The sequence below is a fragment of the Bacillus ndiopicus genome, assembly GCF_000612805.1.
Taxonomy (GTDB): domain Bacteria; phylum Bacillota; class Bacilli; order Bacillales_A; family Planococcaceae; genus Metasolibacillus; species Metasolibacillus ndiopicus.
The window spans coordinates 426,294-438,428 of the sequence record NZ_HG964405.1; the positions used below are offsets into that span (position 1 = coordinate 426,294).

The 12,135-nt window shown below is 37.6% G+C and carries 10 protein-coding genes; 7 read left to right on the forward strand and 3 right to left on the reverse strand.

The window, feature by feature from the left end:
* Nucleotides 1–31: 31 nt before the first annotated feature.
* Complete coding sequence (locus tag TY13_RS10320) at nt 32–1,006, forward strand: N-acetylglucosamine kinase (protein WP_042475187.1); 975 nt, start codon at nt 32–34, stop codon at nt 1,004–1,006.
* A gap of 377 nt (nt 1,007–1,383) precedes the next feature.
* On the opposite strand, the gene TY13_RS10325 is transcribed toward TY13_RS10320, so the two are convergent.
* Entirely contained in the window at nt 1,384–3,993 is a 2,610-nt protein-coding gene (locus TY13_RS10325; protein ID WP_042475190.1) for a PBP1A family penicillin-binding protein, read from the reverse strand.
* A 107-nt stretch (nt 3,994–4,100) separates the two neighbouring features.
* Complete coding sequence (gene recU, locus TY13_RS10330; RefSeq protein WP_042475852.1) at nt 4,101–4,718, reverse strand: Holliday junction resolvase RecU; 618 nt, start codon at nt 4,716–4,718, stop codon at nt 4,101–4,103.
* A 129-nt stretch (nt 4,719–4,847) separates the two neighbouring features.
* On the opposite strand from recU, the gene TY13_RS10335 reads away from it, so the two are divergent.
* From TY13_RS10335 to TY13_RS10345, 3 genes are all read left to right on the forward strand, one after another.
* Nucleotides 4,848–5,096 (forward strand): hypothetical protein, encoded by a 249-nt coding sequence (locus TY13_RS10335; protein WP_154661582.1) that lies wholly within the window; start codon nt 4,848–4,850, stop codon nt 5,094–5,096.
* A 107-nt stretch (nt 5,097–5,203) separates the two neighbouring features.
* The gene (locus TY13_RS10340) at nt 5,204–5,590 is read left to right on the forward strand and encodes a YppE family protein (protein ID WP_042475193.1); all 387 of its coding nucleotides are present in this window, start codon (nt 5,204–5,206) and stop codon (nt 5,588–5,590) included.
* Nucleotides 5,562–7,838, forward strand: coding sequence for a DEAD/DEAH box helicase (locus TY13_RS10345; RefSeq protein WP_042475196.1), 2,277 nt, complete (start codon nt 5,562–5,564; stop codon nt 7,836–7,838). Before TY13_RS10340 ends, TY13_RS10345 begins: the two co-directional genes overlap by 29 nt.
* 116 nt (nt 7,839–7,954) lie before the next feature.
* Here the strand turns inward: TY13_RS10345 and TY13_RS10350 are convergent, their stop codons facing one another.
* Entirely contained in the window at nt 7,955–8,707 is a 753-nt protein-coding gene (locus TY13_RS10350; protein ID WP_042475199.1) for a glucose 1-dehydrogenase, read from the reverse strand.
* A gap of 199 nt (nt 8,708–8,906) precedes the next feature.
* Here TY13_RS10350 and TY13_RS10355 point away from each other — a divergent pair, with 199 nt between their 5' ends.
* From TY13_RS10355 to TY13_RS10360, 3 genes are all read left to right on the forward strand, one after another.
* A complete protein-coding gene (locus TY13_RS10355) occupies nt 8,907–9,518 on the forward strand; it encodes a TetR/AcrR family transcriptional regulator (protein ID WP_042475204.1) in 612 nt (203 codons plus the stop codon).
* A gap of 231 nt (nt 9,519–9,749) precedes the next feature.
* Nucleotides 9,750–9,917, forward strand: a complete 168-nt coding sequence (locus TY13_RS20710; RefSeq protein WP_154661583.1) for a hypothetical protein — start codon at nt 9,750–9,752, stop codon at nt 9,915–9,917.
* 536 nt (nt 9,918–10,453) lie between these two features.
* The gene (locus TY13_RS10360) at nt 10,454–11,755 is read left to right on the forward strand and encodes an MFS transporter (protein WP_042475208.1); all 1,302 of its coding nucleotides are present in this window, start codon (nt 10,454–10,456) and stop codon (nt 11,753–11,755) included.
* The last annotated feature ends 380 nt before the right edge of the window (nt 11,756–12,135 follow it).

Below are 12,135 nucleotides of genomic sequence, written 5' to 3' on the forward strand. Positions count from 1 at the left end.
CCTCTTTTCGCATAAAGAAAGGGGTAAAGATATGTATGTTTTAGCAATCGATGGTGGTGGCACAAAAACTTCTGCCGTTATTTGTGATGAAATGGGGCAAATTTATGCAAAGGTGATTACAACACGTAGCAACCCAACTGCTATGAATGCACAATTTTTTGAAATGACATTACATGAGTTAATGCAACAATTACGACTACAAAATGAACAAATCTTTCAAGAAGTAAGCAGCTGCTTTGTTGGGATGGCTGGTGTAATGGAGCTACAGGCTGAGCCTATCGTAGAAAAAATTATTCGTCAATATGTTCAGCAAACAGCGCTAATTACAATCGAAAATGACGCACTTGTCGCTTTATATTCAGGAACACTTGGGCAACCTGGAATTGTCCAAATTGCTGGTACAGGTGCTATTACAATGGGATATGATGAAAAAGCGATATTACATAGAGTTGGTGGATGGGGCTATTTATTCGATGATAAGGGGAGCGGCTATTATTTAGGCATGAAAGCTTTAGAAGCTGTGTTTCAATGCTATGACGGTCGAATGCAGGATACTTCATTGACAGCGCCAATACTAAAGCATTTTATGGTAGACGATGTGGAAAAACTTATTGCATGTATATATAATGATGAGCATCCCCGTACAAACATTGCCCCACTAAGTAAATATGTGATGCAAGCAGCAGAAAATGGAGATGAAGTGGCAACTCGTATTATGAAAGAGGCTTGTGAGGATTTTTATAAGGCGATCAAAGTATGCTTTTATAAAATGGCTTGGAGTAAACAGACGATACCAGTAGTGCTAGCAGGGGGAGTTTTCACAAATGTTGACTACTTCATTAAACATCTGCAAAAACTAGTAAGTAACGAATCAGTAACTTTTGAATTTAGCAAAGCAGCCCTAGAACCGATTGGTGGAGCAGTTGTAGGAGCGTTTAAGCAGATGGATATTCAGCTTGATGAAGATTTTATACAATCATTTAATCGTTATTGGAAAGTATTATAGAGATTTTAAGTATGAGATGATAGGCTAGTGTGAGGGGAAATACACACAATATTTTGATTTAAAAAGCGCATGAAATCAAGATTTTTAATTTGATTTCATGCGCTTTATTTGCTTGGTAGGGAACGCCTATAGAGCTACTAAAAATAAGATAGGGCCGTTGGAAAATTGTTTTCCCGACAGCCCTGTCTTGTTATTTATCCCGTATTAACAGGCTGTACTTTTGCGACGAGTTACCGCAAGAGCACCAGACCCTCTACTTCAAAACATATAGTGAAACGAAGATATTTAAGTGGGGATCAACAGCCTGTAAAAACCCGATTGGTGAAACTACCAATCAGTGGGGGATAAGGAAAACCCCCACTAATTGAAGGTTCACTTTATTCCCCATTTTGAATTTCTTCTTCATCTGTACCAGGTTCCGTTGGATTTGTTGGATCCGTCGGGTTCGTAGGAGGTTCTACTTGTTCGTTGTCATTGTCCTCACCTGTATTATCACCTGTACTATCATCTGGATTTGTCGGATCTACTGGTTCGGTAGGTTCCTCAGTTCCAGAGTCAATTTCGTTATTTTCCTCAGGCTCCTCTGGTAAGCCCTCAATATAAATTGAAACTGAGCCCGGTTCACTACGCACTTCATCTGATAGGGCCGTTACTGTAAATACATAGTTATGCCCTACTTCAATTGATGGGATTGTTACATAGTTTGCTCCTGATACCGAAATTATTGAAGGCTCAGCATCATCAATCGACATTGTTACTTCAAAGGAAATCGGTACAGCATTTGGATCGAAATCTTCTTCCAATGCACCAGGCGCTTGATGCTCCCAAGTCAAATCAATTGAGTTTGAGGCTTCGTTGTAGTTAGCTTGTAAATTAAACGGTGCATCTAACTCAATTTGCTCAAATGTATCAGATACTTCCTGCGGCTCTGTTCCTTTCACAAATAGCTCTGTCATACGTAAATTATCAGGTGTAAATTCACTTGCTAATTTTAGCGGTGATGTACCTACTTCGACCGTTGCTGATACGACGGAGCCTGGCTGTGTAAAGCGAGCTGTTTCGATAGATGCTGACAGCTGTGACATGATTGCTTTAAATAAATTTTGTGGTAAGCGGCGTTCCTCCCAAGTTGTAATTGCATCAGAACGTAGTCTATAACCACTCCAAACGGCAATTGAATAATTCGTTGTATAGCCTGCAAACCATGAATCAGGTACAGCCGAGCTTGGTAAATTATATTTTGAAAACTCTTCAGCTGAATAGTTTGTTGTTCCTGTTTTACCTGCAATATCAAGACCTGGTACGTTGGCCGCAGTACCTGATGCGTTTGGTTTGTTCCCAACAACATCGCGTAGCATATCTGTTACCATATAGGCTGTGTAATCGCTCATTGCAATTGTTTCTTCAGGTTTATATTCTTTAGATGTTGTTCCATCGCGATAAACAATTTTCGTGATAGAGTGTGGTGCTATATAAACGCCATTATTCCCGAATGCCGCATAAGCGCCTGCCATTTGGACAGGGGAAATATTAATGCGTCCACCACCAATTGCATCTGATTCAACAACATAGTCTACGTCAATACCTAAGCGCGAAACAAAGTTTTTTGCTTTATCTAATCCAACTGCTTGTAATGTTTTAACAGCAGGAATATTACGTGATGTGTATAGAGCTTGACGAGCTGTCATTGTCCCTAAATATTTATTATCCCAGTTTGTAATCGTTTGATTTGTACCAGAATATTTCATTGGTTCATCCACTAATGTTTCACCAGTCGACCATTTTAAATATTCGATAGCAGGTGCGTAATCAATGATTGGTTTCATCGTTGAGCCAGGTGCTCGCGTTACTAAATCGTAGGCGAAGTTATAGCCACGCTCTACGCCGTAATCACGTCCACCACCGATTGCTCGAATTTCCCCTGTTTTTGTATCAATGACAGATACACCTGATTCAATTTTTTCTGTCATAAAGTTAGCATCGTTGTTCATTACTGATTCAACAATTTTTTGTGCATTTGGATCAAGAGTCGTATAAACTTTTATACCTTCTGCTAATGCATCGTTGTCACCGTTACGCTCTAGCTCTGATAAGACAACATCCAAAAATGCAGGGTAGTTTGTAACAGTTGCAGGTTTACGCTCATCCTCTGGCAATACGCGGTCTGCAACAGTTAGTTTTTTCGCTTCATCAGCTTGTGCTTGTGTAATTTTTTTATGCTGAACCATCAAGCCTAATACAGTATTACGTCTTTTTTCTGCAAGCTCTGGGTTTTTAAATGGATTATAATTATTCGGACTTTGTGGCATACCAGCAAGTGTAGCCATTTGGTCTAATGATAATTCATTTAATGGCTTGCCATAAAAATATTCCGATGCTTGCCCAAAGCCATATACACGGCCAGACATTAAAATTTTATTAAAGTACATTTCAAAAATTTCTTCTTTAGAATATTGGCGTTCAAGCTGTATAGAAAGCCAAGCTTCCTGCGCTTTTCGCTTTAGCTTTTTATCATTTTTTAAAAATGAATTTTTCACAACCTGCTGTGTAATAGTACTACCACCTTGTGAGCCAAAGCCATGTTTGAAGTTTGCAATAACTGCACCACCAAGTCGCCATAAATCGATACCGAAATGATCAAAGAAGCGTGCATCCTCTGTTGCTAAAATTGCGGAAACCATATCATCTGGAATATCCTCGAATTTTACATATTTCCGACTTTCTTGGCCTAGCGTTGCAAACACTTCTCCATTAATATCATAAAACTCTGATGAAACAGGATATTTTAATAGCTCTTCATCTAAATCTGGTGCGGTACTTGCATAATAGGCAAATAATCCAGCGCCGCCTAAAAAGCCTAGCACGCCAAGTAAAACGATTGTTAAAACAATGCGCTTTAACCAAATTTTAAATGGGGTCTGCTTTTTTTTCTTTTGTTGTTGACGCTGCTTTTTTATATCTTCGCGTGTTAATTTACGTTCAGTCACGTTCTATCTCCTCACTTTGAGTGTTTTCCATAGTAATGAAGCTTATGAATTCCATTTAATCAGCTTTCATTAATCGGACATTAATAGGCATTTATTTGACTTGCCTGTTAATGTAGAACCAATTGCTGTACAGCCTGTAAATAATCAATACGTGGCTGATAGCTTGGTTTAATTTCAATTGTCTTTGCTTCAAATTGCTGAAGTGGTATCGATTTGCGCCCACCTTGCTCCATTTGCTGCCAGGCGTTTTCGACAACAGAAAAGGGCGTAATAAAATAGCGATTTAATGATGAAAAACGAATAATAAAAAAGGCAATGCCTTTTTGCAGTATAACATTTTTCATATGCTCTATTTGATGTGCGTGAATATTTTTTAAAGGAAAGGATGTTTTATTTTCTGTTTCCTTCGCTTCAAAATCTAAATAATAGCCATTCCATACGCCATTGTAATCTGTTGTAGAAGGCGTGCGAAAGTAAGCCTCCCTGATAACAGCTGCACTTCTCGATGGGTACTCTACTTTGACGATTTGAATTGGAACAGGTTTCTTATGAATATTGGCAATTTGTCTCTGCAAATAATAAGCATTTGTTTCGTTTAAATCATCTTCTAATGTTTTTCCACGATTACCAAAATTAACATCTTTTATCGCTTGCTGTTTTTTAGGCTTTTGCACTTCTTCTGTACCCGTTTTATAAGGCTTCCCATTTGGATAGCGAATCATCATTTTCACCCTTTCGAAATGCACCTTTTTGTATTTTAACACAACTTTTATCATTTACTGTCTAGTTTTGCGATTGACAAGGATTTTCTTAGGTCTTCTTGAAAAAGTATCAATAGCAATGAGAGGAGGCATATGATGACAAGACTTCAATCGCTTATTTTAAGTATTGAACAGGTAACGCAATTATTAGATGCCGCATTAGAGCAGCAACGCGCTGCGCTCACTCTACAATTTTCACAAAAAATCACAGTAGCCTATCAAAAAGTAAGCTTAGCAGAAAAACGAATACAAGTAAAGAATACACGTTCCCATAGTGAGGCGACCAACAAACAGGCTAGCACACCACTTGTTCGCCACCCAATTGATTTTAGATTGGAGTGATAGCCTTTTAGAAAAAAGGTTACTTTTTTTAAAAAGAGGTAGCTGTCGCGCAATTGGTGAAAAGATTTGGTACACTGTATTTAATAAAGTGAAACTTGAGGTGTACCATGCAATTAATTGAACTAACAACCTATTTAATAGCGCAATGTGAGGAAGCGAAAACACGCTTCTTTCACATGCGTGAATTTGATTTGCAGCCTGACTTTTTTTCGGAGGTCAAGCCACATGCTGACCATATACATGAACAATTGCTCGTATGGCGTCAGCTCACTAAGGAATGGCGCGTAAGCTATCAGCCAAAATATATGCACAATCAACAGATCGACCAAGTAGTGGATGCAATGGAGCAATTTATCGTTCAATCTTTTTACAAGGAAACGAGCAAAAAGAGATTTTTACAATCTATACATTCAGTTCATTATACACTTTCCACATTACTGCGCTATTTAGAGGAGGGAGAAGCGAATGTACAGCAAAAAGAAGACGATTTCTGAATTATTACAAGCATGGCAATATGATGAAGAATTAAAGGAAAATATAACCCATTGGCATACATTGGAGGCACAGCCCCCTCGCTACGCAGATTTTCCAGCGGCGCTTCACCCTTCAATAAAAAAAGCGCTACATGCAAGGGGAATCAAGCAGCTTTATACACACCAGCGTGAAGCCTTTGATTTCGCTATGCAGGGGCAGTCTTTCACAGCCATTACACCAACTGCTTCAGGTAAATCATATTGCTACCATCTACCAGTATTGCAAACGATTTTACATAATAAATCAGCACGAGCCATTTATTTATTCCCGACAAAAGCTTTGGCGCAAGATCAAAAATCCGATTTAAATGAGCTTATCGAGCTGATGGGAGAGGAGATTTTAAGCTACACGTATGACGGTGATACGGCTCCAGGTATTCGCCAAAAAATTCGTAAAGCTGGGCATATTGTTATGACAAATCCAGATATGCTGCATTCAGGAATCTTGCCGCATCATACGAAGTGGGTATCCCTTTTTGAAAACCTACAATATATCGTCATTGATGAGTTGCATACCTATAAAGGCGTATTTGGTAGCCATGTAGCGCATGTAATTCGCCGTTTGCAACGAATTTGTGCCTTCTATGGAAGCAATCCTATTATTATTTGTACATCCGCAACAATTCGCAATCCGCGTGAGCTAGCGGAAAATTTAACGAATACAAAGCATGCACTTATTGAAAAATCTGGTGCACCTGTTGGTAAAAAGACATTTATTTTTTATAATCCACCGATTATTCATCCAACATTCGGTGTACGTAGGAGCTCTGTGTTAGAGGTGCGCGATTTATCAACCCGGCTGTTTGAAGCAGGCATTCAAACGATTATCTTTGCCAAATCAAGAGTGCGTGTAGAAATGCTCGTTACCTATTTAAAATCATTGACGGCGAAAAAAATCGCTGACCATTCAATTCAAGGCTATCGAGGCGGCTATTTGCCGAGTGAGCGTAGGCAAATAGAAAAGGGCTTGCGCGACGGCTCAATTCAAATGGTCGTAAGCACGAATGCGTTAGAGCTCGGTGTAGACATTGGACAGCTACAGGCATGTATTATGACGGGCTATCCTGGTAATATTGCGAGCGCATGGCAGCAAGCAGGTCGCGCGGGTAGAAGACAGGATGAGGCATTAATCATTTACGTCGCACAGTCAACCGCGCTAGACCAATATGTTGTCAATCATCCGACTTATTTATTAGGTAGTGAGCCTGAGCAAGCAAATATAAATCCAGAAAATATTTTAATATTAATGTCACATTTGAAATGTGCAGCATTTGAGCTACCATTCTCAATAAACGATACATACGGCGAATTTGAAGTGCAAGAATTGCTAGCATATTTAGCGGAGGAGGGCGTACTCGTTCAAACTTCAACACAATGGCATTGGATGAGCGACCGCTTTCCAGCACATGATATTAGCTTACGTTCAGCAGCACAGGAAAATGTCGTTATTATCGATAAAACAGTCCCTACCCAAACAAGAGTTATCGGTGAAATGGATACATACAGCGCTATGACCTTGCTACATGAGGAAGCAATTTATATTCATCAAGGTACACAATTCCAAGTAGAGGAGCTTGATTGGGAAGAGAAAAAAGCCTATGTAACAGAAGTCGATGTCGATTATTTTACAGATGCCAATTTAGCGGTGGAGTTGAAGGTGTTAGAGGAAGATAAAGTGGCTAATTTAGGTGAAGCGACAGTTAGCTATGGTGATGTTAGTCTGCTAGCTATTCCGACGATTTTTAAGAAAATCCGCTTCGGCACCCACGACAACATAGGCTCAGGACCTATAACATTACCCCCAATGGAAATGCATACAAATGCAACATGGATGTCCTTTGATTTACCTAAAGATTGGTCAGAGGAAATGATGACAGATGCTTTGAATGGTGTTGCGTATGCAATGCATTCCTTTATATCACTCTTTATCCAATGCGATCGCAGTGATGTATCTGTTGTACCGCAGGTGAAAGCAGTGCATAACGAGCGCCCAACAATATTTATTTATGATAGTTACCCAGGGGGGATTGGGCTAAGTGAAAAAGTTTATGATTTAATTTTACCACTCCTTGAACGTACTATTGAACATGTAGAAAGCTGTCCATGCAAAGCGGGCTGTCCATCCTGCATTGGGGCACAAGACAACTTAAACGACGGCAAGAAGCGTGTGTTAAAAGTATTGGAAATTTTATGCGCAGAAATGATGTAAAGTTGCTTTTGTATGACAAAATAGGCAATACACACTGAACTTCAAATTAAGATAAACGAAGCAACCATCTGACACCAACGTCAAATGGTTGCTTCGTTTTTATAACAATTTTTCAATTAAATAGCTGTCCAACCGCCATCGATTACTAGCTCAGCGCCTGTCATAAAGCGAGACTCATCAGATGCTAGGAAGACAACTCCGTAGGCAACATCTTCAGGCTCACCGAAGTATGGCAATTGCGTATATGTTTGATAATAAGGCAATGCGCCACCTTCTTGCATCGTTGGTGCTGTCATTGGTGTGACAATAATTCCTGGGTGAACTGAATTCACACGAATTTTATCTTTGCCATATTCGATGGCAGCAGATTTAGATAGCACACGAAGCGCTCCTTTTGCTGCTGTATATGGGCTAGTACCAGCCATCCCAACAATACCACCGATAGAAGAAATGTTGATAATAGAACCGCCACCAGCCCTTTGCATTTCAGGGATTACATATTTCATGCCAATAATGCAACCATTAAGGTTGATATCCATAATTTTATTCCATTCATCCATTTCCATGTTGGCGATTGTTTTTGGTGATGAAACGCCGGCATTATTTACAAGGATATCTACTTTACCATATGCTTTTACAGCTTCCGCAATCACTGATTTCCACGCATCTTCAGATGTTACATCGTGTTGGATACCAATAATATCTCCGCCGTTTTCTTTAATTTCTTTGACTAAGTTAGTTAATGACTCAATTTGTACATCAGTTGCAATAACTTTTGCGCCTTCTTGGGCAAATAGTTTTGCTTCAGATGCCCCCATACCCATTGCTGCACCAGTAATAATTGCTACTTTCCCATTTAAACGACCCATATTAAAACTTCCCTTCAATATAAATGAATAATCTATGAACAGATTAACAACTAGTTGTATTATCGACACTGTGTCGTTAATATAATTATAAATCTTCTACTTAAAAAGACAAACGACAATTATGTCGATTGTGCTGTTTTGACAACATTCTTCGTTAGTATGTTGTCAAAGTGATGAATTTAATACAAGGAGCTTGAAAATGTCGAAAAAATTGGACCCCCGGGTAATAAGAACACGCCAACTATTAAGAGATGCGCTTGTAGAATTAATTGATGAGCAAGGTTATGAGAAAATCACTGTACAAGATATTACACAGCGTGCGACCTTGAACCGTGCTACTTTTTATTTACACTATCGCGATAAGTTAGATTTGCTTTATCAAAGCTCAGAGGAAATTTTACATGAGCTAGTAAGCAGTATTCGTCCGCCATTTAAAGAGAAGACGGATTTTGATTTATTACGAAGCTATGATCAACCTCATAGGGAATTTGTCTATTTATTTGATCAAGTTGCTATTAATAGTAAGTTGTACAAGGTATACCTTACGGAAAAGAATATTCCTTATTTTGCAACAGGCTTGAAAAAAATAATTATAGATTTTGTCTCAAGTGGCATTCATTTTATGGAACCTGATGATGGGAAGCTGACAGTGCCACGTGATATGGCTATCCGTTTTTATGCGGCAGCCTTTCTTGAAGTGATTGTCTGGTGGTTGGAAAATGATATGCCCTATACGTCCAAATTTATGGCGACTCAATTAATGCGTATTACCATTAAAGGGCCGTATATCGATAATCCATTTTTTAAATAATGGAAAGCAAATCTATGAATTCATGATTATAGCCTTTACAAGATATGAAGTATATTAATTTTAAATATTCAACAAAAATCAAAGAAGATTAATAAAATGATTGATAAAAAGGGTATTTTTTATGATATCTATATAGATTAAATATAAAAATAAAAAGTATTTTAATTTTTTGATTGTTTGGATATTTTGCATATGGTAATATATTCTTAATCTACGTAAGGGGGTATTTTTATGAAAAAGAAGAAAAGATTATGGTCAATGGTTACTGCGGCTGTGCTGCTAACAAGTCTATCTTTTGGTTCAGGTGCAAGTGCTGCGAATGATCAAGGAGCTGGCGGAGGTGTTGGTTTCCCACCACCTAAGTGTACTCCTACAAATCAATGCCCAATACAGAGTTAAATCGAATACAAAAATCATCATAAGAGCCAGTTGCATCTCAACATGGCTTTTTTCATTATTTAACTTGATTCAGAAAAATTTTACTGCTGGGAAGACATAGTGACAGCAACAATATATTTTTTGGACAAAAACAACGCGACAGGTAAAAAAACGCCCGCCTTCATAGGCGGGAAGGCGCATTTTAGTTCCACCGAATCAGAGGAACTTAGCCTAAGAGCACAATCTCCTTGTAAAAACTTCAGAGCGATTAATATTTAAACTTCCAAAAAAACCAGTTGATGTCATGGATTTTGAAGAGGGTCTGCGCGATGTCGGTTAGTGAATGTTGGTGCGCATAGAAACAGTTTTATGTTAATTTACGCTAGCTAGCACAAAGAAATCTAGACTAGAGTAGGCTTTGGCATAAGCTATATTTAGCATTTTATTCAAAATAATCTATTTTCTTGTCGGATGATGTCGGAAAAAAATGTAACATTTTACATAAAATTTGTGATATAGTAAAAATGTGACGATTAATTATTTTTGAGGGGATAACTATGAAACTAGTATATGGATATTTTGTTGACGTTTTTAAAGAAAAGATTAATCGACAAATTATTGTTGGAGCACTTACTTCACGAATAGGTACCTTGGCATTCACGGCAGCACTCTCTTTATATGTTCTTAAATTAACAGGAAGTCCAAGTGCCCTTGGATTAACATTACTTATGGGTACACTTCCTTACTTTGTTTTAGGAATTTTAACTGGTATTATTTGTGACCGTTTTGACAAAAAGAAAATAATAGTTATATGTGATGGTGCCAGAGTAATTATCGGAGCCCTATTCCTTTTAAGTTTATTTATTGTTGAGCCAGAGTATCAGATAAATATTATTTATGCTGTTGTAATACTATTTGCTATCTTTGAATCTTTTTTATCAACTAGTTTTTCGAGTATTCTACCTGAGTTGGTGGAAAAAGATAAGTTAGTAGATTTAAATACTTCACTGAGTGGGTTGGGGGAGGTTGCAAGATTAATTGGCCCTATATTAGGAACCGTACTTTATTCGTTTTTCGGTATATACATTGTGGCGGTATTTATTGTTCTATGTTTTGCCATTTCGATTTTATATGAGATTGGTATACCATACCAAATGAAAAAGAAGGAATCAGAATTAAAGGGATTAGGAAATATTATTAAGACAGAATTAATTGGATTTAAAGACTTGTTTACTGTAGACATGAGAATTACTTCTCTTTTTGTAAATGGATTTACTACACATCTTTTTCTACTACCATTTATTTTAATTGGTACACCATATTTAATAAATACTGTTTTAGGTGGACATCCCACAGAGTATGGTGTTGTAGAAATGGTTGCCTCTATTGGTGGTCTGGTTTCAGTGTTATTTGTTCCTTATTTTAAAAAGCTAGGTGTGGCAAAAAACTTGTTGGTTGGAATGATCGGGATGATCATGGGGGCACTCTTATTTTCGTTCTTATTAAGCGCTAATACCTTATCGATTCTAGAAAACCACTCACTTTTAAGAGTCGGGTTCTTTGCTAGCTGTATGTTTATAATCTACTTATGTTTTGGCTATTATGGCGTTTATTTCAGCAGCTTCTTACAACAGAATATTAGTACAAGTAATATGAGTAAGGGGATGTCAATGGTAATGATGTTTAATAGTTTAGGCAGAATGCTGGGATTTTCGCTATTCGGCTATCTTTTTAATAGTTCTATAACCCTAGCGGTTTTAACACTTATTGGCGGAATGATATTAAAGGTAATTATTCACATTCCTTTCTTAATTGTTGATAAGGCAAAGATACAAGAAGTTAATTCTTTAAAGACATAATATTTTTTGGAGGACTAACTAAATGAAAAATCTTTCTAAACCAATCGTTCAAGATAATTGTGTAACAAAAAGCCTCAGAAGGATAAAGCTTTAAGTAACCTATGGGTTTAATAATATCTGTGATGTGATAAAACATAGCAAAACCTTCTTTCGAAGAGATAGGATTGGTTGCAACCCTACAAAAAAGTATCGCTAGCTTTTTTAGATACAGCGGGCAAATTATAAAGTTTTCACATTCGTAAACAACTAAATAGGGAGAGGTTCTAGTTTTCGGCTACAAGCTTAGAAACTAAAGAAGAAAACGTCACAACCTCTCCCGTTATTTATCCAAGTATCTTAAAATATTTGAGTTAATACCAATAGGTTTATAAGGTAATCCT

Excerpts from the sequence above, each read along its gene's own strand:
- TY13_RS10320 (WP_042475187.1), top strand. The coding sequence starts at position 32 with ATGTATGTTTTAGCAATCGATGGTGGTGGCACAAAAACTTCTGCCGTT.
- recU (WP_042475852.1), bottom strand. The coding sequence starts at position 4,718 with ATGATGATTCGCTATCCAAATGGGAAGCCTTATAAAACGGGTACAGAA.
- TY13_RS10335 (WP_154661582.1), top strand. The coding sequence starts at position 4,848 with ATGATGACAAGACTTCAATCGCTTATTTTAAGTATTGAACAGGTAACG.
- TY13_RS10340 (WP_042475193.1), top strand. The coding sequence starts at position 5,204 with ATGCAATTAATTGAACTAACAACCTATTTAATAGCGCAATGTGAGGAA.
- TY13_RS10345 (WP_042475196.1), top strand. The coding sequence starts at position 5,562 with ATGTACAGCAAAAAGAAGACGATTTCTGAATTATTACAAGCATGGCAA.
- TY13_RS10350 (WP_042475199.1), bottom strand. The coding sequence starts at position 8,707 with ATGGGTCGTTTAAATGGGAAAGTAGCAATTATTACTGGTGCAGCAATG.
- TY13_RS10355 (WP_042475204.1), top strand. The coding sequence starts at position 8,907 with ATGTCGAAAAAATTGGACCCCCGGGTAATAAGAACACGCCAACTATTA.
- TY13_RS20710 (WP_154661583.1), top strand. The coding sequence starts at position 9,750 with ATGAAAAAGAAGAAAAGATTATGGTCAATGGTTACTGCGGCTGTGCTG.
- TY13_RS10360 (WP_042475208.1), top strand. The coding sequence starts at position 10,454 with ATGAAACTAGTATATGGATATTTTGTTGACGTTTTTAAAGAAAAGATT.